The organism is Streptomyces pratensis (genome assembly GCF_016804005.1).
Classification (GTDB): Bacteria; Actinomycetota; Actinomycetes; order Streptomycetales; family Streptomycetaceae; genus Streptomyces; species Streptomyces pratensis_A.
In genome coordinates, this window is the sequence record NZ_CP051486.1 from 4,633,706 (window position 1) to 4,657,011 (window position 23,306).

Consider the following 23,306-nt stretch of genomic DNA (forward strand, 5'->3'; position numbering starts at 1 on the left):
GGGTTGGGTCACACGCGGAGGCGTGTGAGGATCCGTCCGTGGAGTGCGATGTGTGTGGACGCATGTGGGTGGCGAGTGGTTCGAGGTCTCGCGGCCGCCGTACTTGCCCGTGGACATGCGTTGGGAGCGGGCCGTCGCGGACGGCCTCACCGCCGACGTCTCCCATGCTTTCGGCATCTTCGACAGGACGCTGTGCGGAATCCAGGTAGCCGGCATGTCGCCGTCGGATTACTGGTGGCTGCCAGAGCGGGAGAACGCCGGTGGCGCCTGCCGGGATATGGCGGGTGTCATCGATGGCCGCTGGCCGCAGGCGTTGAGGAGCGAGGACGCGCGGGTCAGCGTGGCTCGGCGGCTATGAGTCCTTCCAGTTCGGAGTCGACTCTCGTGTGAGCCTGCGGCTCAACCCACAACTGGCGCGACAGCTGAACGGCGGCAGAGTCGGGCTCCTGCGAATCACAGCAGGTAGGGCCACAGGCTGACGCTGTTCCGCTCCACACTGATCTCGACCCACGTGCCATCGACAGCAGCCGATGGCGGTGGGTCGGCGAGGTCGAACAGGATGTGGGTTCCAGCTACTTCCAGCGTGGCTCCGCCATCGCCCGTCAGGCCCAGCCGCCCCCGAAAGGCGATCCGACCGTCTTCCGCCCCATCCACCCCGGGTGAAAATGAAGTGGCCGGTCGAGTGTTGCCGCCCCAGGCCACGTCCTCTTCAACGGTCCATTCCACATAATGCTCACGGCCCACCCCCGTCGGATCGCCGCACCAGAATGCCTCGGCGGAACCCACCTCCGAGCGCACCCGAACCGTCGCGCGCCCGTCGGCGACCCGCCCCACCGCTTCCACGTGAACCAACACCCCGCAATCATCCACGGCAGCACTGCATTGCCAAACACTCCTGCCAGGACAAAACGCCCTTTAACCGGCGGCTACTTCTGACCTCGGCTTGCGTCGGGGGATGAAGCGGCGCCAGCCACGCTTGGCGCGTCGCAGCTAGCGACAAGCAGTTCGGATCGCGACAGGCGTAGGCGCCTTGCCGCGCGCTACAGGCCGCGCCAGCTCACGAACTCATGCCCTCCAGCCGCTGAGAACCCTTCGCTGAACGGGTGCACGTCGCCCGTCAGAGCCGCCACGCACAACGCTGCCACTCCGCCGTCGAACACAGTCCAGCGGCTCGTCCCGTGCGATGTCTGCCTCCGGAAGACAGCTGCCCGCCAGCCGTCGGGAGCGCCCTCCCGCAGCCAGAACGCGACATCGCTGCTGGCCGAGTCCGCGAAGGGCAGCAACGGTGGCAAAGCCCCTCCCCGCAGGAGAAATCCCAACTCCTGGCGATCCCGGTCAGAGAGAGCGGGTTCGCCTCTATCCAGGAGATCCCCGTACGGCGAGCCAGAGACCGGCGGCGTGCTCACTGCCAGGTACTCATCGATCTCGCCGCCGCCGTACAACTCCACGAACTCACGGTAGTCAGCCGGGAACGGCATGCCCGTCGTCCGCTCGATCTGCTCCCAGTCCACCGTGTCGCCGCCGGAGCTGGGCGGCGGAAGCAACTCGCGCAGGCGGGCGACATCAGGGTGAGACATATGGGGGTCCCTTCACTCACAGGGCGGACGGCCATGCTCACGGCTGCCCCGGTAGCGGCACGTCGGCACCGGTACGACTGTCGATGGCGGTGCCCAGGTTCTTCCAATTACGGCCGGCAGTGTAAATGAGGTTCGAGACCGTGGTGGCGTCGGCACCTGCGTAGCGCCCCTGCTGTTCCAGGCCGTGTAGGACATCCGGAACTCGTGGGGGGCGGTTCGGCTGCCGGTGTAGACCGGCGTCACCTCGTACCGGACGACACGCTGGGAATCGACGAGGGACCGGACGGTGTCCTCGAAGGCCAGCAGGCTTTCCATCGGGGGAATCGGGCTCTGAGGCTTGACGACATAGGAGTTGGCACCGGCTCCGCAGGTCGCCAGGTTCGCCAGGTCGGTGCCCGAGCCGCTCAGCTGTGCGCCGAGGAGGTGGCAGGCATTGACGTCGCGGGGTCGGCCGCCCAGATAGCCGACGTAGGAGCGCGGGCCCGGTTGCCGTGCGCGGCGTCCCGTGGTCCAGGGTCCACCCATCCGAAGCCCTGCCTGCGGCAGTCCTCCAAATCATCCTGATCGCCGCCGGAACCGGGGGCGATCCCTGCTGCCGGATGCGAGGTCGGCGCCTGGTCCGGCATGTACTGGTCGTTACCGGTCAGGTTCAGCATGTTGAGTGCACCGACGACTATTTTCCAGCCGTCGCCAGGCGTCCAGCCGCCATTCTTGGGGTCCCAGTCGGGCTTGGGCGTCGGGCGGCTGGGCGCGGGCCCGGGGTTCGGACCGTGGTTGACGTTCTGGTCGATGACCGGGCGGGGCGGGCGAATCACGGCGCGGACTGTCTGGGCCGCAGCACTACCCCAGTTCGCGGCCGACGACAGTCACAGTCCGTATCGACCAGGCACAGGGCCTGCTGGCCCCTACACGCCGCGCCAGCTCACGAACTCATGCCACCGCTCGCCGAGAGCCGTTCGCTGGACGGGCGCACCTCACCGGTCAGAGCTGCCACGCACAACGCCGCCACTCCGCCGTCGAGCAAGGTCCAGCAGCTCGTCTCATGCGGCGTTTGCTGCGTGGTCCAGGCTTCCTCGGCAAACGGCCGTCCCGCATTTCGCACGCCTGCGTCACCACGACTCTGCCACACGCTTCAACTGCTGAGTGATTCCTTTGGGTTGTAGCTGCCCGCGTCGGTCAGGAAGCCGAGGACGTCGGCGAACCCCCTGAAGAAGAAGCTGTCTCCTTCGCCGGTCCACCAGAACCGCTCCTCGGCTGGGCCTGCGGTTCCGCTCGTCGTCTTCTCGGTGAGGTGGTCGTCGAGGTCGTAGCCGTAGGTGGTGCCGGCCCTCTGCGTTGTCTTGTCCAGGTTGGCAACCCTGTCGCTCGCGAGGCGGCCGAGGCTGTCATAGGTGTAGTCACGACGGGCAGTGGCCTCGTACTCCGTGGAGCCTGCGGGCTTGACCGCGTACTCCTCGAGCAGGGGCCTGCCTGCGGTGTCGAAGTCGTACCAGATGTCGCTGTCGCTGAGGGAGTCCCAGACCCAGTCGATCCGGCCGCCGTCGTCGTACCCGTAGTACGACTCGGAGTCGGCGCCCACCCGTTCGGTCATGTTGCCGTCGGCCTCGTAGCCGTAGCCGACCTTTCCGCCAGGGCCATCGGCGGTCAGCAGCTGGCCTCGGTCGTTGTAGGTGTAGGTGTTCCGGGTGAGGACGTTGTCCGTGCCTGCTGCGGTGATGCGGCCCGCGAGGTCGTAGGTAAGGGTGCGGTCGGTGGTGGTGGCCTCCGCGCCCGTGCCGGTCTCGCGAACGAGGCGGCCGAGGCCGTCGAAGGTACGGTGGCGCTCCACTCCGCCGGGCAGCAGCTCGGCGATGTCCTGGCCCGCCTTGTCGTAGACGGTCGTCCAGGTGCGGTCGGTGAGGGCCGGGTGGGCGGTGGTGGAGGGTTCGATGGTCGACTCGGGCAGGTTCCAGGGCGTGAAGGTGTACGTCGTGGTGTTGCCCCGGCCGTCCGTGAACCGGGTGCGGTTGCCTGCCACGTCGTAGCCGAAGGTCGTCGTGATGGACTTGGCGTCCGTCACAGGTTCGACCTGCTTGGTCATGTGCCCCAGTGCGTCGTAGGTGTACGTGGTGCGCGCTTGGGTGCCGGAGACGGTGGCCGCCCTGTTGCCGTCGGCGTCCACCGTCGCCGCACTCATGGTGCGCTCGTACAGTGCGACCTCGTCCATCTGACCGGTGAAGTGGTAGGTACCCGCTGCCACCCCCATCCAGCCGGAGCTCGCGTAGCCCGCGCCGAGGTAGGCGTGCGGCCTTCCCTGGTCGGATATGGTGCCGGCCATCGTCCCGACCAGTTGACCGTCCAGGTAGAGGGACTGCGTATTCACCGCTCCGGTCAGGACGGCGTGGTGCCACTTGTTGTCGGTCACCGTCTGGCTCGACGTGATCGGGTCCGCGCCCGGGTTGCCGGCCAGGTACCACTCCCCGCGCAGCTTTCCGGCGGTGTCGATGTTCAGCGCAGGCCGCCATGACGTGGGGGTCTCGCCCAGTTCCACGTCCTGCAGGCCCATCAGCACACCGGACTTGGCCGTCTTGAACCACAGCTCGACAGTGGGAGTGGTCGGGCTCGTGGGCAGATCGTTGGGCAGCTGAACGTAGGAATCGGCGCTCCCGTCGAAGGTGACGGCGGTGTCGTCCTCTCCGCGCGAGCGGAGGTGAGCCGGTCAGCATCGGTGCAGGTCAACGCCGCCCGGTAGATGTGTTGTGCCGCCACCTCTTGCCAGCCCGTCTCCAGCCGCCGCAGTCCGGCCTTCGCAGTCTCCATTCCGAGCACGCCACCCGCCCGCCCCGGGAATGGGTCTACACCTGCGGCATGTCTCAGTCCCGCGGCCCTCACGGTCCCCCTTCGAGGCAGAGACACGCGCCTCACGGGTCTGGCAGAAGGACGCGTCCAAACGGAACCTCCAGCCGCTCCGCACCGAAATGCCCGACTGCAACGCAGCGTAGTCAGCACCAAGTCAGCACGGGAGAGGTGAAGACGGGTGATGACGTGGGCTTTTAGTCAGCACCAAACCAGCACGGGAGTCAGCACCGCCCTCTCGAAATATGCCGAACAGTGCAACTCGGACAGTCCGCTCCCGCCCACCCCCACGAGGCAGGAACAAGCCGCGGCACCTCCCCGTAGCGCCCGCACGCACACCCGCCACCCGAACTATGGTGTCCCGCCACATACGCCCCTGACCTGCCCCTTCCTACGGTATGGCGACACGGAAACGTCCCCGCCAACTGTCCGGAAGTGGTATCCATGGCCGCCCCAGCAACCGCTCCCCCACCCCCGTCCAACCTCCGCCGCATCGTCGCAGCGAGCCTCGTCGGGACCACGGTGGAGTGGTACGACTTCTTCCTCTACGGCTCCGCTGCCGCGCTGGTCTTCAACAAGCTGTTCTTCCCCGACTCCGACCCGCTCGTGGGCACCCTCCTCTCCTTCCTCACCTACGCCGTGGGCTTCGCCGCACGTCCCATCGGCGCCCTGGTGTTCGGGCACTACGGAGACCGGCTGGGGCGCAAGAAGTTGTTGGTCCTGAGCCTGCTGTTGATGGGCGGGGCGACCTTCGCCATCGGGCTCCTGCCGACGCACGCCACCATCGGTTCCGCCGCGCCCGTCCTCCTCACCGTGCTGCGCCTGGTGCAGGGGTTCGCGCTCGGTGGTGAGTGGGGCGGCGCCGTGCTGCTGGTGTCGGAGCACGGCGATGCGAAACGGCGCGGGTTCTGGGCATCGTGGCCTCAGACGGGGGCGCCCGCCGGGCAGTTGCTCGCGACCGGGGTGCTCTCCGCCCTCACCGCCCTCATGTCGGAGTCCGCCTTCGAGTCATGGGGCTGGCGAATTCCCTTCCTCCTCTCGGGCGTACTCGTGATCCTGGGGATGTGGATCCGTCTCTCCGTCGATGAATCGCCTGTCTTCAAGGCCGCCCTGGCCAAGGCCGAGCAGCGCAAGGCGAACGATTCCGCCGCCGAGAAGATGCCGCTGGTCGCTGTGCTGAGGCACCACTGGCGCGATGTGCTGATCGCCATGGGTGCGCGGATGGCGGAGAACATCAGCTACTACGTGATCACCGCGTTCATCCTCGTGTACGCGACGACCGCCGTGGACCTGAGCAAGCAGACTGCGCTCAACGCCGTACTCATCGCATCGGCCGTCCACTTCGCCGTCATCCCTATGTGGGGGGCGCTGTCCGACCGGGTGGGGCGCAGGCCCGTCTATCTGGTCGGTGCCATAGGTGTGGCGCTCTGGATGTTCCCGTTCTTCGCGCTGATCGACAGCAAGAGCTTCGGGAGCCTGCTGCTCGCCGTGACCGTCGGGCTGATCTTCCACGGTGCCATGTACGCGCCGCAGGCGGCCTTCTTCGCGGAGATGTTCGCCACGAGGATGCGCTATTCGGGTGCGTCCATCGGCGCCCAGTTCTCGTCGGTGGCCGCGGGCGCCCCGGCGCCCCTCATCGCCACCGCGCTGCTCGCCGACTTCGGCAGTTCGACACCGATCTCGCTGTACGTCATCGCCGCCGCGCTTCTCACCGTGCTGGCGATCGTGTGCGCGAAGGAGACCAGGAGCCGGGACCTCACGGACATCGAGCCGGACGACCGGCGGGCCGCGGATTCCGCGACGATGCCGGCCGACGCCCGCAGCGTCTGATCAGACCGCGCCCGAGGGCCCGGCTCCACCGTCCGCGGGGGAGCCGGGCCCTTCAGGCTTCGGGGTGCGCGCGAACCAGGTGGGGCCGTCCGTGAGGGACTGCTTGATCCGGAACAGCGAGAACTCGCTCAGCGGCGGCAGTGCGTCGATGCCGAACCACGCGACCTCCAGCGACTCGTCGTCGTTCACCCGCGCCTCGCCGCCGGTCGCCCGGCACCGGAAGGTGATGTCGAGGTACTGGCAGCGGTCACCGTTGGCGTACTGCACCGGCTTCAGTGCCTGGGTGAGGACGACCCGCTCCGCGACGCAGTGCACCGCCGTCTCCTCGTACACCTCGCGCTCCGCTGTCAGCGCGGGCTCCTCACCGGGCTCCCCGATACCGCCGATCACCGACCATTTGCCGGTGTCCGAGCGCCGGCCCAGCAGCACCCTGCCCTCGTCGTCGAAGACGACCGCGGTGACGCCCGGCAGCAGAAGCAGCTGGTGACCGGCGGTGGCACGGATGTCGCGGATGAAGTCTGGAGTAGCCATACGACGAGCCTACGTGGAGGCCGGGACGTCTTCCGGACCGGCCGCCAGACCCTCCCGCCCCTTCCTCGCGCGCACCGAGCGCACCGTCACCCAGCCGAGACCGGCCACCGCGAGCAGCGCCAGAACGCCCTCCGGCAGGGCCCCCAGTCGGGTGGCGGGCGTGAGCGAGGACCGCAGGGGCACCTCGTCGACCAGGGCGTCCGGGGTGAACATCTTCGTCCTCTGGACGATCGTGCCGTCCGGCCTGATCACAGCGCTGACACCGCTGGTGACGGGCACGACGACGGACCGCCCGTGCTCGACCGCCCGCACCTGGCTCATCGCCAGCTGCTGGTAGGTCATCTCGCTCCGCCCGAACGTCGCGTTGTTGCTCGGTACGGCGATCAGCTGTCCGCCGTCCTTCACGGTGTCGCGTACGGCGTCGTCGAACGCGGCCTCGTAGCAGGTCACGAGCCCGACCTTCGTGCCTGCCAGGTCGAACACACCGACCTCGCTGCCGGGACCGAAGTCCCGCTGCACCCGGTCGACGTCCTTGCTGAAGACGCGCGCGACGGACCGCATCGGCATGTACTCGCCGAACGGCTGGATGTGCCGCTTGTCGTAGGTGTCCACGGGGCCGCTCTCCGGGTCCCACTCGATCAGGGTGTTGCGGAGAGGCCCGCTGTCCGGGCTGAGCACGGCGCCGATGACGGTGGGGGCGCCGATGGCCCGAACGGCCCGGTCGATGGCCTCGCGCGCGTCGGCGTTGCGGTACGGGTCGAGGTCGGAGGAGTTCTCCGGCCAGAGGACGAAGTCGGGCTGCTTCACCTTGCCCGCCGCCACGTCCCGGGCGAGCTGCTCCGTGCGCTCCGCGTGGTTGTCCAGGACGGCACGGCGCTGGGAGTTGAAGTCGAGTCCGAGGCGCGGCACGTTGCCCTGGATCGCGGCGACCGTGGCGGTGCCGTCCTCGGGTGAGTCGTCCACCAGCGGGAGGGCGGCCAGCGCGGCGGCGACGGGAGCCGCCACTGTGACGGCAGCCGCGACGACGGCGGAGCGGGGCACGGTGCCGGTGGTGCGGTAGCGGCGGACCTGCCTGACGGCTGCCAGGAGTCCGAAGCCGCACAGCACCACGGCGAAGGAGAGCAGGGGGGTGCCGCCCAGCGCGGCGAGCGGGAGGAACGCGCTGTCGGCCTGACCGAAGGCGATCTTGCCCCAGGGGAAGCCGCCGAACGGGACGCGGGCCCGGAGCGCCTCGTCCAGAGTCCACACGGCCGCTGCCCAGACGGGCCAGTACGGGAGCCGGGTGACCAGGGAGACACCGACGCAGCCGATGGCGATGAACAGCGCTTCGGCGACCGCGAGCGCGAGCCAGGGGACAGGACCTACTTCCTCCCCCGTCCAGTGCAGCAGCGGCAGCATGAAGCCGAGACCCGCGAGGAGGCCCAGGCCCAGCGCCGCACGCAGCCTGCGTGCGGTCAGTACCCAGCCCAGCAGGGCGAAGCCGGGCAGCACCAGCCACCACAGGGGCCGGGGCGGGAAACTCGCGTAGAGCAGCGCACCGGACAGCACGGCTGCGGCCGGCCGGACGAGCCGGGGCCACAGCTTTCTGCTGCGGGACGCGGCGGCGGGCGGCGGTTCGACGGTGGTGATGGTGGCGCTCACCTGCCGGAGTCTACGGTGAGCAGCTGTGAGGACGGCAGTGGATCCGGCCACCCGGGGGCACCGGGGACACCGGCCCCGAGGAATTCGGCAACGCGAGGCACCGGCGCCGCGCCGGGTTCAGGGCGCCGATGACTTCCCGGTGGCCGAGAGGTGCAGGCGGTCCCGGATGAAGCGTACGGCGGTCTCCGCGTCGTCCACCGTGACGGTGAAGGTCCTGCCGTCCCCCAGCCGGAGCACCAGCGCCTCCCCTCGGCGTACGACCACTGCCGTGCCCTGGTCGGGGCGCCAGCGGTAGCCCCAGCCGCCCCACTGGCGCGGAGTGACCTTGGGGGCGAACTCCGCGCCCACCACATGCGTGAGCAGGATTCGGCGCCTCGGCAGTCCGGCGTGACCGCACCGCACCTCCAGGGCGTCACCGTCGACCTTTACGGCCACGTGCACGAAGGCGAGGGTGCCGAAGAGGATCAGGAGCCCGGCGGCGACGCAGCCGATGACTGACATGAGCAGCGGGGCGAAACCGGCACCCCACGCCGAGTCGACTGCTAGTTCGATACCGAGTGCCAGGCACCCTGCTCCCACAGCGGCGAGCAGCCACTGGAAGCGATTGGTGGCCCGTCCCGTCCAGACCGTGCTCGGGGCCTGGCTCGAACCGTGCCGCGCGTTGCCGGGGTGGTCCGTCATGCCAAGCAGCGTACCCACGTTCCGCACGGCGAGGAGCGCGGCCAGGGTGGCTCGATCGGTCAGATCGCGGGGCTGACGGCCTTCAGCAGCAGGCCCTCGGCGTAGGCGAGAGCGGGTTCGGTCAGTTCGGCGGTGTGCCCGCCGAGGAGGACGGTAAGGGTGCCGACCGGTTCGGCCGACGGAGCGGGTGCCGCCCCGATACGGCGCAGCGCCTGGGCAGCGACGGCTTCGGCGGAGCCGTGCAGCACGAGCGGTGCGCGGCCGGGCAGGTCCCGCTCCACGGCGGCACGGATGCGCTCGGCGACGAGCTCGTAGTGGGTGCAGCCGAGGACGACGTCCGTGACACCGGCCGGGGTGAGTGCGGCGGCGGCGGCCACCGCACGGTCGATCGCCGCCTCGTCGGCGTGCTCCACGGCGTCGGCGAGGCCGGGGCAGGGTACTTCGGTCACGTCCACCGCCCGCGCGAACTCGTCGATCAGCCCACGCTGGTAAGGGCTTCCGGTGGTCGCAGGCGTGGCCCAGATGGCGAAGGGGCCACCGCCCGCGGCGGCCGGCTTGATCGCGGGCACCGTGCCGATGACCGGAAGGCCGGGCTCCAGTTCGGCTCGCAGAGTGGGCAGGGCATGGACGGACGCGGTGTTGCAGGCGATGATCAAGGCGTCCGGCCGGTGGGCCGCGGCAGCCTGTGCCACGGCGAGGGCACGACGGGTCACGTCCTCGGGAGTACGCGGCCCCCAGGGCATCGAACCGGGGTCCGAGGACAGCACCAGATCGGCGTCCGGCCGCAGTCTGCGTACAGCGGCCGCTGCCGCGAGCAGGCCGATTCCCGAGTCCATGAGTGCGATCTTCACCCGGTCACCATAGTCGACAGCCCTTGCGACGCCTCCGGAGTGGGGCACACTTCGACGGATGAGCGCCGTTGCCTGGATCGCCTTGGGTTCATTCTTCGTGTGGGTGTGGCTGTTGCTCGGCCAGGGCTTCTTCTGGCGGACCGACCAGCGGCTGCCGGTGCGCCGGGACCCCACGCGCTGGCCCTCGGTGGCCGTGGTCGTACCCGCGAGGGACGAGGCCGCGGTCCTGCCGGTGAGCATGCCCTCCCTGCTCGCCCAGGACTATCCGGGTGATGCTGAGATCTACCTGGTCGACGACTGCAGCAGCGACGGCACGGGGGACATCGCACGCGCGCTGTCCGCGCGGTGCGGAGGACTGCCACTGACCGTGGTGACGCCCGGTGAGCCGGAGCCGGGATGGACGGGCAAGCTCTGGGCGCTGCGGCACGGGATGGCGCTGGCCCGGCGGCGCGAACCCGAGTTCCTGCTCCTCACGGATGCCGACATCGCTCATGAGCCGGACAGTTTGCGGGAGCTCGTCGCCGCGGCCGGGACCGAGGGTGCGGACGGGTTCGACCTGGTCTCCCAGATGGCGAGACTAAGGGTGACGAGCACGTGGGAGCGCTTGGTGGTGCCCGCCTTCGTCTACTTCTTCGGCCAGCTCTACCCGTTCCGCCGGGTGAACGACAAGGGGTCGCGGACGGCTGCGGCGGCGGGTGGCTGTGTGCTGCTGCGTGCCGGGGCCGCCGAGCGGGCGCGGATCCCCGAGTCCATCCGCCAGGCGGTGATCGACGATGTGTCACTGGCGCGTGCGGTGCGGCGCAGCGGCGGGCGGATCTGGCTGGGTCTGGCCGAGCGGGTGGACAGCGTGCGCCCCGGTCCACGGCTGGCGGACCTGTGGCAGATGGTCGCGCGGAGCGCGTACGCGCAACTGCGCCACAGCCCTGCTTTGCTGGCCGGTACGGTCCTGGGTCTCGGCCTGGTCTACGTCGCCCCGCCCGTCACGCTGGTTGCCGGTCTGCTGACGGGTGATGTGGTGGCCTCGGCCGCGGGCGGAGCGGCGTGGGCCGTGATGGCGGGGACCTACATGCCCATGCTCGGGTACTACCGGCAGTCGCTGTGGCTGGCGCCCCTGCTGCCCTTCACCGCGGTCCTCTACCTCCTGATGACGGTGGACTCCGCTGTACAGCACCACCGGGGGCTAGGTGCGGCCTGGAAGGGGCGTACGTACGCCCGCCCCGAGGCCGCACCGGAACCCTGAGCCGGGCGGACCCGGGCGGCTGCGGTCCGCTCGCTGCGGCGTCATTTGCGCCCGGGGGTCCAGTTCATGCCCCACCCGTAGGCGGCGTCGATGGTCCGCTGGGGGCTCACCCCTCGCTGGGGGACGAGGTAGCGCGCCTCGCGCCGCACCGTGAGGTCCCTCCCGTCGTTGGTGATCAGCGCGAGCGCGCACACGGTGGAGGGCACGGTGCATTCGTCGAGGGAGAAGTCGATCGCCGCGCCGTTCTGCGGCTGAAGCGTGACCGTGGCATGCAGATCGGCGAAACTGCGGGCGCCTTCGTAGACGGTGACGAAGATCAGGACTCGGCGCAGCCGGTCCTTGTGGTCGAGGTTGACCGTGAGGTTCTCGCCGGTGGACTGCGCGCCGGTGCGGTCGTCCCCGTCGAGGTGGATGTACGGCGGCTGCCGGAGGGAACCGAAGGCGTTTCCGAGGGCCTGCACGACTCCCTTGCTGCCGTCGCTGAGTTCGTACAGTGCGCACAGATCGAGATCCAGGTCCGCGTGCACGCCCACGGCCCTGCCGAGCTTCGCGCCCCAGCCCTTGAACTGTCTGCGCACTTCCCAGTTGAGATTGACGCGCAGCGCACCGGATGTGCCGCCCTGTTTCGACAGCGATACGGAAGGTGCTTCCTTCGTCAGCGTGACCTTCGTCAGCCTCACGGCCTGTACGACGGGGGGCGCGGGTGGTGGCGCGGGAGGGGCCTGAGGGGCGACAGGGCGGGCGGGGGGCCGGACGGCTCTCTGCGGCTGCTGGGCCGGCGGCGCCTGCTGGGCCGGCGCCTGCTGGGGTTCGTCGACGGAGATACCGAAGTCCGTCGCGAGACCCGCGAGTCCCGTTTCGTATCCCTGTCCCACCGCCCTGAATTTCCAGGCGCCCTGGCGCAGGTAGAACTCACCGAGGATGAACGCGGTCTCGACGGTCGCGTCCGCGCTCTCGAACCGCGCGATCTCGGAGCCGTCCGCAGGATTCACGATTCTGACGTAGAGGCCGGTCACCCGTCCGAAGGCGCCTCCGTCGGCGGAGGCCGCGATCACGACACGGTCGATCGCCGGCTCCATCCGCGCGAAGTCGACCGCGAGGGTGTCCGTGACAGCGCCCCCGGCCGACTGCTTGCCTTCGTGGCGCACTGCGCCGGACCGGTGGGCCGGCTGGTTGTAGAACACGAAGTCGGCGTCGCTGCGTACTTTTCCCGACACGAGCAGGAGTGCCGAGGCATCGACCTCGGGGGTGCCCGGGGAGGTACGCCGGCCCAGTTCGACCCGCACGGCCTGAGCCGGCACCGGGACGTTGGTTCCCTTTTGCATGGTCATGCTCGCCCCCATCACGAGTCCGGCTGCCCGGAGACTTTCCCGACAACTTAATCCCAGGTCAGCCGGGGAGCCCACAGCCCCGACCGGGTGACCGCCGGCAATTCGCCGTCGACCGCGTGTGCCGGCGACGGCCGCAAGGGGTTCGCGCCCCTCGTCCTCGCCGGACTCTGCATTGCGTACGGCCTCGCCTTGGCCGGATCCTCTGCGGGCCGCCCGCCGGCCGACGCGCGGTCGGCCGGCGGGCGGATGCGTTCCAGCGGAAACCGGTCCCTGTCGGAGGCGGCTCCGCTCCTTCCCCCACCCCTCAGAATCCGCTCCTTCCCCCACCCCTCAGAAGGAGACGAGTGGGGCGTGGGTCCCGCACGTCGGGGGCCTGTCACACCGCGCAGCTGACCCCGCTGGGCAAGCCGCCGCGCTCGACTCCGCGTCGGCGAGGAGATCGATCAGTGAACTACGCGCCCGTGCGACCCGTGAGCGGACCGTTCCGACCGGGCAGCCGATGGTCCGGGCGGCTTCGGCGTAGGGCAGGCCGCACAGCTGGGTGAGCACGAACGCCGCTCGGCGCTCGCCCGGGATCGTCGCGAGCAGTTCGGCAAGGGCCACTCCTTCCTCGAACCCCAGGACACCCCGGGGCTGAGCCCGCTCGGCCGCGCTCTGCCAGTCCTGACGGTCCGCGAGCCTGGGGCGGGCCTCGGCGTGGCGAAGACTGTCCACCACCGTGCGGCGAGCGATGGACAGGAGCCAGGTGCGGGCGGACGAGCGTCCCTCGAAGCGGGGCAGGCCGATGAGCGCACGGAGGAACACTTCCTGGGTGAGGTCGTCGGCCGCGTGGGGGTCGGCGCTGAGGTAGGCGACGTACCGCCACACGTCGCGGTGGAGTGCGCGTACGAAGCGATCCGCCTTCTTCGGGTCGCCGTCCCGCGCCTGGAGGGCGAGCAGCGTCGCGGACGCGTCGGAGGCCGTGCTGTGTGATGTCGGAGTTCTGCGGACACGTGGGTGCTGAGCATGAGGCATTGCCGCAAGTCCTTAGGGCAAGGGGTGTCCGGCTGCGCACGGGGCGGCCGGTGAGACGTACGGGGCTGCCGGAGGGCAGCACCGGTGCCCGAGGCCCGCGGACGCCGCGAGCACTCGGGGAACCCGCTGTCGCTAGGCGACAGCCGTCCCTGTGGGCGGGCCCCTCGAGGTGATGATGTGGACGAGCAGGAGCTGCCGGAACGCACGCACGGCGCGCGGGTGACGCAGTCGTGGACGCGGCCGTCCTGGGGTCGGCGTGAGGCACAGCAGAAGCTGGAGCGGTGTCCGGAGCCGTCCGGCGAAGGCACGCAGCAGACGGAACACGGCCCGTTCTCCGTACGCGAGCCACAGACCGCACAGAAGGGCAGCCAGGAAGTGGGCCGCGAGCATTCCCGTGGGCGACATGGCGACCGTGTCGTGGCCACCGTGCATGGCGGCGCCGACGGACGGAGATCCGTGGTCGGCCATCACGTGCACCGCGTGGTGCCGGCCGTCGGCTTCGGCCGACATCGCGCCGGGAGTGCCGGGAGTGCCGGGAGGCGGGAAGATGACGCTCCCCAAGCCTGCGTCGGTGACGATCCTGACCGCTTCCCGTTCGGAAATGGTCTTCGCGCCGTCGCCGCACAGCAGCTCTTCGGCCCACTGACGGGCGAATGACACCGGCCGTGCCTGCGCGGGCTCCTGGACAAGGGACTGAGCCAGCGTGAAACAGACGTGGAGCGCGGTCTGGACGACGACGGCCACCGAGGTGACGGCGGCCGGACCCCTCTCGTGGCCGGCCAGAGCCCAGGCCGTCAGTGTTGTGCCGGTGAACGCGGCGAGGAGCACCCACCCCGGGACCTGGGCCCCCGACATGAGGACGTGGCCGGTAGCTGCGAGCAGCACACAGACGGCTGCGAACGTCGCAGCCCGCACCGCACGGGGACCCAAGCCTGGTTTCATGGCGGGCCCATCCTCGCACCGGCCCGGGCGAAAGCGCAGAGGGGTGCGGGATCGAGGAAGATCCTCCCGGAAGGGAAATCTCCGGGAAAACAGGCGGGGACACGGAACTCCGGCACGTAATCGGCCGAGTTCGTCTTCCGATGGCCTCAGTTCGAGCTACCGGCGCCGAAGCAGCCGGGCCCGTGAACGTACGTCAGTTCCGATGCGGTGTTCCGATGCGGTAAGGAAAAAGAGGCGAAGGCGGGAAGCGCTGAAGGTCCCGCCGACGCGCGCCGTCCCCATCACTCGTCGCAGCTGTTGCGGAGCACCTGTACAAGCGTTGACAGGATGTCTCCCACGCGTCGGAGAACACGCGATCAACACGGCCGGAGTCTCGGCTCGTTCGGCCAGGCCTTCCGTCGAGCCGCGCCTGAAGGCCCCGCGCCGCGTCGAATTCACACGGACGTACGCTCCGGCACCGGCGGAAAGGCACGCCCACTCCGCCGCCCTGCCCTGAGACGTCTTTCCCGATGCCTGCCGCTCACCGCGGTACGGGTGTCTCCCCGGAGACTGCGACGCCTGCCCGCCGGAAGTCGTCCAGGGTCGATGCCGTGGTGTCGGGGGCGACACCGACCGAGTAGTCCAGGAGCACGCGTGCGCGGAAACCGGCCTTGACGGCGTCCAGCGCGGTCGCGCGCACACAGTGGTCGGTGGCGATACCCACCACATCGACCTCTTCCACCCCGTGGGCGCGCAGCCAGTCCGCCAAGGGCACGCCTTGCTCGTCGGCGCCTTCGAAACCGCTCTTGGACGCGCTGTGCGCGCCTTTGAAGAACACTGCGTCGATCTTGCCGCTCGTGGCGGCAGGGGCGAAGTGGGGGTGGAATTCGCCGCCCTGCTGTCCTGCCACACAGTGGACCGGGAAGCTGTCCCGGAAGTCGGGGTTCTCGGAGAAGTGGCTCCCCGGGTCGATGTGATGGTCCCGGGTCGCGACGACGCACCGGTAGTCACGGCCCGCGGCCTGCTCCACCAGCTCCGCGATCGCTGTGGCGATCTGTGCGCCGCCCGCGACGGGGACGCTGCCTCCTTCACAGAAGTCGTTCTGCACATCCACGACGATCAGGCCTCGGCTCATCACACACACCTCTCAGTCGATTCGGGGCAAACGGGACAGCACCCAGCGGCGGCTCGACGGAGAGGGCGCCGTCCCGGGCGGGGCCGTCCGTCAGGACCTTCGGCTCCCGGACTCAACGGCGTCCGCAGCCATTCACCGACGCAGCCCGGTGGCCTTACCCACCCCCCGGGCACCGGAACCGCCGCATCGGCGAAGGGGCCCGAGTGGTCGATGCCCAGGAGTCCGGACCGGTGACCTGATCGGCCGGGGCGCCCCGCCCGCGACCCGGCGCCGGCGGGGACGTGGCGACGTGGCGAGTTGCCGCCCGCGCTTCCCCGATTGCCGTAATGCTTCGGGAGCCGGGGCCGAAGCACTCGATCCGGCGAGCCCCGCGCAGGTGTCGCCCTTTGTAGCCCGTCGGCCACTTCTTGTTATCGGAAGGCTTTGAACGGAAAGCCCCTGTTGTTAACAGAGGCTTTAGCCATGTCTCGGCAGGTCAGGCCGACAAAAGCAGCGTAAAACGGATAACCCCAAGATTGGGGCTCCCCAACCAGCACATCGTGGGCTTAACTTATGTGTCATGACCTCCCCCCGCTCCACCTACGGCAGCGGCTACTACGCCGCGCCGTCGTTCCCCGACACCCCGATCTACGACTCCCTGGTCGCCGAGCGGGGGACCCCTCAGATCGCGCCGATCCGGGTCCCTGCCGCCTACGACACCGGGAACAGCTACCTGCCGGCCCTGCCGTCGGCCCTCCCGGCCCTGCCCGCGGCGCCGTCCCAGCAGACCGGGTCCTACGGCTACCCGCAGCAGACGGCTCAGCCGCAGTACCAGAACACGGGGATGCAGCAGGCGCCGATGATGCAGCCGGCACAACTGCAGCACGCGCCCGCGCCGTACATCCCGCAGCAGCCGTCGGCGCCCCGCGGGTACCAGCAGGCGCAGCAGCAGCGCCCCGGCACGGGTTACGAGGCGATGCGTCCCGCGTCCCCCCGCCCCGCGCCCGCGCCCGCTCCCACGCAATCGCCGTACGAGGATCCCTACAACCGCCCGTACCAGAGCCGGGGGTACTGACAGCCGCCCACCGTCAGTGACGACTGGCAGGATGAAGGAATGCTTCCTCCTGCGCTCAGTGCCGTATACATCCATCCGGTCAAGTCGCTGGCCGCTCATGCGGCCGACGAGGCGGCCGTCGAGCCATGGGGACTCGACGGCGACCGCCGGTGGATGCTCATCGACAACGAGAGCAAAGTCGTGACCCAGCGTCAGCAGCCGCGCATGGCACAGCTGTCCGCCGGGATCCTGCCCGGTGGCGGACTGATCCTGTCGGCGCCCGGCAGCCCGTCGCTGACTGTGGAGGTGCCCGATCCGGCGCACACCGTCGTCGCCGAGCTCTACCCCGGCAAGGTCGAGTTGGCGGTGGCGGCAGAGGCCGCACACGCCTGGTTCAGCGCGCGCCTCGGTGCGGAGGTCCGGCTCGTCCATCTCGACGCGCCGTCGCACCGCAGGCCCGTCGATCCGGAGTTCGGCCGGCCGGGCGAGACCGTGTCGCTCGCCGACGGGTTCCCGCTGCTGCTCACCACTGGCGCCTCGCTGGACGCGCTCAACTCGTGGGTGGCGCGGGGGGACCACCCTGAGGAGGGACCGCTGCCGATGAACCGTTTCCGGCCGAACGTGGTCGTGGACGGCACGGCACCCTGGGCCGAGGACGACTGGAAGCGGATCGAGATCGGGGAGGTCGCCTTCCGCGTCGTGAAGCCGTGCGGGCGGTGTGTCATCACGACCACCGACCAGCGGACCGCCGAGCGGGGCAAGGAGCCGTTGCGCACGCTCGCCCGGCACCGCCGGGACGGCAAGTACCTCCTCTTCGGCCGGCACATGATCCCGGAAGGCACCGGTGTCATCCGGGTCGGAGACCCGGTGCGAGTCATCGGCTGACCTCGGGGGCCTCACTGCGTCCTCGGAACTCGGGCAGGAACGCGGGGCGTTGACGGCGTGAGGTTGCTCTCTCTTCGCGCCGCGCGGACGTAATCGCCTCCCTGTCGGGTTATCACGGGTGGAGAAGGGGGTGCATGACTGTGCGAGCGGTTCTGGGAATCCGGCGGTGGCGGCACAATCCCGTGTGCCGCGCCACCGACCGTCACGAGGCGTGGATGGCGCTGGTCGCGCTGCTGCTGATGCTGCTGGCGGCGCCGGTGATCGGCTGGAGGACCGGTTCACTCACCGACGACACGCTCCTGCGGACGGTGCGCGCCCAGCACGAGCAGCGCCGTCCCACCACGGCCGTCGTGGTCCGCCCGGCCCCGGGCGGATCACGCTTCGCCCAGGACCCGGAGGCGGCCGTCGTCGAAGGGCCCACGCGGACGTCCGTGGTGGCCGACTGGCGCGCACCGGACGGTACGGCACGCACGGGCACCGTGACGACGACGTCCAGGAAGACCGACCCCGGCTCCCGGGTCCGGATCTGGACGGACGACCGGGGCGACCCCGCCGTGCGCCCCATGGACACCGCCACGGCACACACCCACGCGGTACTCGCCGGCATCGGCGCGACACTGCTCGCGGGCGGTCTGACGGAAATCGCCCGCAGGCTCGCCGTATGGCGCATGATGCAAAGGCGGTACGCCCGGCTCGACCGCGCCTGGGCGGAAGTCGGCCCCGACTGGGGCAGAACGGGTACGGGCAGCTGACCCCAGGGGCGCAGGTTTCCCTCGTATGCGGCTGATCAGGGCCGTTCGGTGGCCGACCCGTCAACTCACGCCCGTCACGCGCGCTACGGTGGACCGGCCCGCCCGACTCCTCGGCAGGCGGGCCAGAGGGCTGCCGGTGACCGGCGGCACCGCGGACAGGCACGAGGCAGCGCACACGGCACGAGGTGGGGGCACAGCAGCACCATGGCACAGGGCACGGTCCAGGTGACGCACACCGGCACATCGCGATGGCGGCGCCGTACGGGCGAATACGCTTCCCTCACCGCCGCCCTGGAGGCCGCAGCGGACGGTGACGTCCTCACGATCGCCCCCGGCACCTATCGGGAGAATCTCGTCGTCCACCGCGCGGTGACGCTCCGCGGACCCGAAGGGTCCGCCGGCTCCGTACGGATCGCTCCGGCCGACGGCGTCCCCCTGACCGTACGTGCCTCCGCCGTCGTCCAGGACCTCCATGTGGAGGGCCAGGACTCGGCCGCTCCCGCCCTGCTCGTCGAGGAGGGCGCTCCTGAGCTGTCGGACCTGCGCATCGTGACCAGGTCGGCCGCCGGCATCGAGGTGCGGGGCGCGGCCAGGCCCACCGTGCGCCGCTGCACGGTCGACAATCCGGCCGGGGTGGGCATCGCCGTACTCGACGGCGCGGGCGGCGTGTTCGAGGAGTGCGAGGTCGTCTCGGCCGGTCAGGCCGGCGTCTCGGTACGCGACGGCGCGCACCCCCGGCTGGAGCGCTGCCGTGTGCACCACTCGTCGGGCGCGGGGCTGAGTGTGACCGGCGAGGGCAGCGGGCTGGAGGCGGTGGGCTGCGAGGTCTACGAGATCAAGGGCAGCGGGGTGCAGATCGCCTCGCGCGGTACCGCACACCTCACGGACTGCACCGTGCACCGCACGTCGGCCGACGGAGTCACCCTGGACACCGACGCGGTCCTCACACTCGCGGACTGCGACATCCACGACATCCCGGAGAACGCGGTCGACCTGCGGTCGCGTTCGGTGCTGACCCTGACCCGCTCCACCGTCCGCCGGTTCGGCCGCAACGGGCTCTCGGTCTGGGATCCGGGCACCCGTGTCGACGCCAACCAGTGCGAGATCCACGACAGTACGGGCGACTACCCGGCGGTGTGGGTGAGCGACGGGGCGACGGTGATACTCGACTCCTGCCGCGTCCACGACGTGCCCGACGCCCTCTTCGTCCTCGACCGGGGCTCACGCGCGGATGTCGTGGACAGCGATCTGTCCCAGATCCGCAACACCGCGGTCTCGGTGAGTGACGGCGCCACCGCCCAGCTCGACGACTGCCGGATCCGTGAGGCGTCCACCGGAGCGTGGTTCCGTGACCACGGAAGCGGCGGCACTCTGAACAACTGCACCATCGACGCGGCGCAGACCGGGGTGATCGTGACGAAGGGCGCCGATCCGACCATCGAGAGGTGCACGGTCACTTCCCCGGCGGAGGCCGGTTTCTACGTGTCCGCCGAGGGCCGGGGCACCTTCGACAGCTGCCGGGTCACGGGGAGCGAGGGCTACGGTTTCCATGTGATGGACGGCTGCCGCTCCACCCTGCGGCGGTGCCGGACCGAGCGGTGCGCACGTGGGGGTTACGAATTCGCCGACGGCTCCGGCGGCGACGGGCACTCGGGCGGCCCGGTGGCACAGGACTGCACCAGCGACGAGAGCGGCCTGCGCAGCGCCACTCCCCCGCCCCCGGCGGTCCTGACGCAGAGCACCCCCGGGCTGCTCGGCGCGATGCCCGGGCAGCGGACCGCCGAGCCCGTAGCCGCCCCCACGGCTCCCGCTGAGCCGGTGCGCGATTCGGGCGCCGTGCTGGGCGAACTCGACGCGCTGGTGGGCCTGGACAGCGTCAAGCGCGAGGTGCGGGCACTGACCGACATGATCGAGGTCGGCCGCCGCAGGAAGCTGGCAGGTCTGAAGGCCGCGTCGGTGCGCCGGCACCTGGTCTTCACCGGCTCCCCCGGCACGGGCAAGACGACGGTGGCCCGTCTGTACGGCGAGATCCTGGCCTCGCTCGGTGTCCTGGAGCACGGTCACCTCGTGGAGGTGTCCCGCGTCGATCTGGTCGGCGAGCACATCGGGTCCACGGCCATCCGCACCCAGGAGGCGTTCGACCGGGCGCGCGGCGGGGTCCTGTTCGTCGACGAGGCGTACGCCCTGTCACCCGAGGACTCCGGCCGCGACTTCGGCAGGGAGGCCATCGACACACTGGTCAAGCTGATGGAGGACCACCGCGACGCGGTGGTCGTGATCGTCGCCGGGTACACGCACGAGATGGAGCGCTTCCTCACGGTCAACCCCGGTGTGGCGTCCCGCTTCTCACGGACCATCACCTTCAGCGACTACGAGCCCGAGGAGCTGCTGCGGATCGTCGGGCAGCAGAGCGACGAGCACGAGTACAGCCTGGCGGAGGGGACGGGGGAAGCGCTGATCAAGTACTTCACAGCGCTTCCCAAGGGCCCCGCCTTCGGTAACGGCCGGACGGCCCGGCAGACCTTCGAGTCGATGGTGGAGCGGCATGCGGGCCGGGTCGCCCAGCTCGCGGAGCCGAGCACGGACGACCTGACCATGCTCTATCCCGAGGACCTGCCGGCGCTTCCCTGAGGAGCGCTCCCCCGGTCCTCCGTGTCCGCTCCCGCCTGCTGGGGTACGACGGGCCCGAGCCGTTCGAGGAGCGCTGCACGCTCGACGGCGAAGACGGGGTCGGCCTGGTATTCCGAATGCCCCAGGATCGGTTCGGGCAGCGGGTATTCGGCGGTGCGGCCGTAGACCAGGGGGTCCTTCAGCGGGCCCCGGTCCACTTCGTGGCCCTGCCCCTCGTCGATCCGCACCGGGCCGCCGATCGGGTCGGTGGCGCGCCACAGGTTGCGCCAGCAGTCCACGGACCGCTGGAGCCCTTCGAGAGGTACCCGGCCGAAGTAGGCGGGGAACCAGCGCCCGTACAACCGCTCGATAGGGGACCCGTAAGTGAGCAGCGCGACCCGGTGCCTGGCCGCGTCGGGGAGCTGCCAGACCGCTGCCGCGGCGAGCACGCTGCCCTGGGAGTGGCCGGAGATGACGAGTCTGCCGCGGGTGCTGCCCGTCCACGCGCACATCCGGGACGAGAGGTCGGGGACGGCCCGCTCGGCGTAACAGGGCGGCGCGAAGGGATGGGCGGCACGCGGCCAGAACGTGCCCACGTCCCAGAGGATGCCGATGGTGCGCCGGGCGGAGACGTCGCGGTACGCGCGACGGCCGCAGGTGACGAAGAGTATGACGCCGAAACCGGTCAGCCAGGAGCCGGTCGACTGGGCCGTCTCGGCGACCGATTCGACGAACGGGCCTGTGCCGTCCATCGCGAGGCCGGGGACCTCGCCGGTGAGCCAGGAACCTGTCACCGCCGCGGCTCCGAGCAGCAGAGCGGCGGCGGAGAGCAGCCCGACGATCCCCGGGGCTGAGTCGGTGAGCGCGGCGGTGGCCCGGGTGCGTGCGATCCGCCGGGTGCGCCCGGGCTCAGGGTGCTTCTCCTCGTACTCCGCCTCGATCACGGGTGCCAGCCGGCGGGCCCGACGCACGGTGCGGAGCGCCAGCCAGACGACGGGCGGGAGCAGGAGCAGCAGCAGGACCGGAATGACGGAGGCCTGCCAGCTGAGGAGCACGGGCGGCCCCTCTATGTCGGCGCCCGCGCCCATGCCGGGGGTTCCGGGGCCGTCGAGCCAGTCGGCCACACGCTGGGCGACCCCGCCGGTCATCACACCGCCGAGGGCACAGGAGAGCATGGCCACGGCCGGGCCGCCGAGGCCGTGGAGGGTGGTGCGTGGCTCGGGGGCGCTGCGGTAGAGGCTCAGCGCTACCGCTGCGAGTACGACGACGAGCAGGCCCTGGCCAACGGCGAGTGCGCGGAACGCCGCCTCTCCGGGCAGGGCACCGGAGGAGGCCCAGCCCGGCCGTGACCAGCCGGCGTACGCGACCGCGCAGAACAGCAGGGTGAGGGCGGCGCCGGGGAGGTACGTGGTGACCGCCCGGTCGAGGCGGTTGTCGAGCCGCCGCTCGCTGCGCCCCCGGCGGCAGACCACCGTGAGGACGACGAGTCCGCACAGGACGAGTCCCGCTTGGAACAGGACGCCGATCACATCGAGCACAGGGCTCTCGGCACCCCGGTCGTGCCGGGCGGCTGTGCCGCCGACCGCGGCCGCCACCGTGAGGAACCCGGCCGCGGTGTGTGCGGCGCGCAGCCGGGCCACCAGCCTGCGCCCGTACCAGAAGCCGGGCCTGCCGAGGGCGGGGCGGACCAGCGGGGCGCCTGACCGGGTCACGACGTCCGTGTCCGTGTCCGTGTCCGTGTCCGTGTCCGCGTCCGCTTCCGCTCGGTCCGGTTCGTCCCAGGTCAGCGGACGCTGCGATTCGTAGGCGCTCCAGGTCCGGTGCGACAGGTACCAGAGCAGTCCCACCAGGGCGGACGGCACGAGCGCGGCGACGGCGAGGCGGCGTCCGGGCTGGGCGAACCACCCGTCCTGCTGTGTGGAGAGGAAGCCGAGCCAGGAGCGCTGCACGGAGCACTCGGGCGTCCCCGCGCACTGCCAGGCCACCAGGTCGAGTGCTACCTCGCAGGCCGCGGCGGTGAGGAGCACGGTGAGGCTGAGGGCGACGAGCCGCACCAGCGTCCCGTAGAGCCGGACCGCCAGGGTGCGTCCCCGCGCGGTGGGCCGCATCCAGTGGGCGAGGTTGACGACCATGAAGGGGAGCAGCAGCAGCCACAGGGCTCGGGAACCGTTGCCCGAGGTGAGGTTGGACCAGCAGTAGGCCTCGGCGACGGGCCCGTCCCGATGGCGCTCGGGATGCTGTTCGGCTCCGACGTCCTCGGTACGCCGGTGGACGGCGGCCGTGGCGTCACCGGTGATCCTGGTCGTACGCGGGTCCCCGAGCATTTCCTGCGGGGTGGCTCCGCCGACTCCGTGGACGAGCAGTTCCAGTGCGGCGCCGGCGCTCCGCGGGGCCTCGGCCTGGGGGGCAGTGGGCAACGTCGGTGACTCGCTCTCTGGT

Annotated in this window: 20 protein-coding genes and 1 pseudogene; 7 read left to right on the forward strand and 14 right to left on the reverse strand. The window is 70.5% G+C overall.

From position 1 onward, the window contains the following. Positions 1 to 52 precede the first annotated feature (52 nt). Positions 53 to 358 carry a hypothetical protein gene (locus HED23_RS18730; protein ID WP_238442028.1) on the forward strand — a complete coding sequence of 102 codons (306 nt, stop codon included), beginning with the start codon at positions 53 to 55 and terminating at the stop codon, positions 356 to 358. Positions 359 to 453: 95 nt separating this feature from the next. On the opposite strand, the gene HED23_RS18735 is transcribed toward HED23_RS18730, so the two are convergent. The 5 genes and pseudogenes from HED23_RS18735 to HED23_RS35295 form a co-directional block, all read right to left on the reverse strand. Continuing rightward, positions 454 to 855, reverse strand: coding sequence for a hypothetical protein (locus HED23_RS18735; protein ID WP_238442029.1), 402 nt, complete (start codon positions 853 to 855; stop codon positions 454 to 456). A gap of 185 nt (positions 856 to 1,040) precedes the next feature. Next, positions 1,041 to 1,577, reverse strand: a complete 537-nt coding sequence (locus HED23_RS18740) for an SMI1/KNR4 family protein (RefSeq protein ID WP_203184549.1) — start codon at positions 1,575 to 1,577, stop codon at positions 1,041 to 1,043. A gap of 12 nt (positions 1,578 to 1,589) precedes the next feature. Next, complete coding sequence (locus HED23_RS36110; RefSeq protein WP_420803084.1) at positions 1,590 to 2,036, reverse strand: DNA/RNA non-specific endonuclease; 447 nt, start codon at positions 2,034 to 2,036, stop codon at positions 1,590 to 1,592. Next, a complete protein-coding gene (locus HED23_RS35290; protein WP_238442030.1) occupies positions 1,982 to 2,392 on the reverse strand; it encodes a hypothetical protein in 411 nt (136 codons plus the stop codon). The genes HED23_RS36110 and HED23_RS35290 overlap by 55 nt, the downstream gene beginning before the upstream one ends. 317 nt (positions 2,393 to 2,709) lie before the next feature. Further along, positions 2,710 to 4,209: pseudogene (locus HED23_RS35295) on the reverse strand (LamG-like jellyroll fold domain-containing protein); the annotation flags it as partial. 647 nt (positions 4,210 to 4,856) lie between these two features. Between HED23_RS35295 and HED23_RS18760 the strand changes: the two are divergent. Then, positions 4,857 to 6,242, forward strand: a complete 1,386-nt coding sequence (locus HED23_RS18760) for an MFS transporter (RefSeq protein WP_203184551.1) — start codon at positions 4,857 to 4,859, stop codon at positions 6,240 to 6,242. Here the strand turns inward: HED23_RS18760 and HED23_RS18765 are convergent, their stop codons facing one another. The 4 genes from HED23_RS18765 to HED23_RS18780 all read right to left on the reverse strand — a co-directional run bounded on the left by HED23_RS18765 (position 6,243) and on the right by HED23_RS18780 (position 9,946). After that, on the reverse strand, positions 6,243 to 6,773 hold the full coding sequence (locus HED23_RS18765) for an NUDIX hydrolase (RefSeq protein ID WP_203184552.1): 531 nt from the start codon (positions 6,771 to 6,773) through the stop codon (positions 6,243 to 6,245). It lies immediately after the preceding gene. Between the two features lie 9 nt (positions 6,774 to 6,782). Next, the gene (lnt, locus tag HED23_RS18770) at positions 6,783 to 8,414 is read right to left on the reverse strand and encodes an apolipoprotein N-acyltransferase (RefSeq protein ID WP_203184553.1); all 1,632 of its coding nucleotides are present in this window, start codon (positions 8,412 to 8,414) and stop codon (positions 6,783 to 6,785) included. A gap of 117 nt (positions 8,415 to 8,531) precedes the next feature. Further along, positions 8,532 to 9,095: a hypothetical protein gene (locus HED23_RS18775; protein ID WP_203184554.1), complete on the reverse strand. Its 564-nt coding sequence runs from the start codon at positions 9,093 to 9,095 to the stop codon at positions 8,532 to 8,534. A 59-nt stretch (positions 9,096 to 9,154) separates the two neighbouring features. After that, the gene (locus HED23_RS18780) at positions 9,155 to 9,946 is read right to left on the reverse strand and encodes a glutamate racemase (RefSeq protein ID WP_203184555.1); all 792 of its coding nucleotides are present in this window, start codon (positions 9,944 to 9,946) and stop codon (positions 9,155 to 9,157) included. 58 nt (positions 9,947 to 10,004) lie between these two features. On the opposite strand from HED23_RS18780, the gene HED23_RS18785 reads away from it, so the two are divergent. Continuing rightward, positions 10,005 to 11,186, forward strand: coding sequence for a glycosyltransferase (locus tag HED23_RS18785; protein ID WP_203184556.1), 1,182 nt, complete (start codon positions 10,005 to 10,007; stop codon positions 11,184 to 11,186). 41 nt (positions 11,187 to 11,227) lie between these two features. Here HED23_RS18785 and HED23_RS18790 read toward each other — a convergent pair whose 3' ends face one another. From HED23_RS18790 to HED23_RS18805, 4 genes are all read right to left on the reverse strand, one after another. Further along, positions 11,228 to 12,529 (reverse strand): TerD family protein, encoded by a 1,302-nt coding sequence (locus HED23_RS18790; protein ID WP_203184557.1) that lies wholly within the window; start codon positions 12,527 to 12,529, stop codon positions 11,228 to 11,230. A 318-nt stretch (positions 12,530 to 12,847) separates the two neighbouring features. Next, a complete protein-coding gene (locus HED23_RS18795; protein WP_203184558.1) occupies positions 12,848 to 13,531 on the reverse strand; it encodes a sigma-70 family RNA polymerase sigma factor in 684 nt (227 codons plus the stop codon). Positions 13,532 to 13,663: 132 nt separating this feature from the next. After that, the gene (locus HED23_RS18800; RefSeq protein WP_203184559.1) at positions 13,664 to 14,473 is read right to left on the reverse strand and encodes a hypothetical protein; all 810 of its coding nucleotides are present in this window, start codon (positions 14,471 to 14,473) and stop codon (positions 13,664 to 13,666) included. Between the two features lie 520 nt (positions 14,474 to 14,993). Then, positions 14,994 to 15,587, reverse strand: coding sequence for an isochorismatase family protein (locus HED23_RS18805; protein ID WP_203184560.1), 594 nt, complete (start codon positions 15,585 to 15,587; stop codon positions 14,994 to 14,996). 559 nt (positions 15,588 to 16,146) lie between these two features. Between HED23_RS18805 and HED23_RS18810 the strand changes: the two genes are divergently transcribed. The 4 genes from HED23_RS18810 (at position 16,147) to HED23_RS18825 (ending at position 20,888) form a co-directional block, all read left to right on the forward strand. Continuing rightward, entirely contained in the window at positions 16,147 to 16,641 is a 495-nt protein-coding gene (locus tag HED23_RS18810) for a DUF6643 family protein (protein WP_203184561.1), read from the forward strand. 39 nt (positions 16,642 to 16,680) lie between these two features. After that, complete coding sequence (locus HED23_RS18815; protein WP_203184562.1) at positions 16,681 to 17,505, forward strand: MOSC domain-containing protein; 825 nt, start codon at positions 16,681 to 16,683, stop codon at positions 17,503 to 17,505. Between the two features lie 134 nt (positions 17,506 to 17,639). Beyond that, positions 17,640 to 18,257 carry a hypothetical protein gene (locus HED23_RS18820; protein WP_203184563.1) on the forward strand — a complete coding sequence of 206 codons (618 nt, stop codon included), beginning with the start codon at positions 17,640 to 17,642 and terminating at the stop codon, positions 18,255 to 18,257. A gap of 204 nt (positions 18,258 to 18,461) precedes the next feature. Continuing rightward, complete coding sequence (locus HED23_RS18825; protein ID WP_203184564.1) at positions 18,462 to 20,888, forward strand: right-handed parallel beta-helix repeat-containing protein; 2,427 nt, start codon at positions 18,462 to 18,464, stop codon at positions 20,886 to 20,888. Here the strand turns inward: HED23_RS18825 and HED23_RS18830 are convergent. Then, the gene (locus HED23_RS18830; protein WP_203184565.1) at positions 20,858 to 23,284 is read right to left on the reverse strand and encodes a hypothetical protein; all 2,427 of its coding nucleotides are present in this window, start codon (positions 23,282 to 23,284) and stop codon (positions 20,858 to 20,860) included. The genes HED23_RS18825 and HED23_RS18830 overlap by 31 nt on opposite strands. Between the last annotated feature and the right edge of the window lie 22 nt (positions 23,285 to 23,306).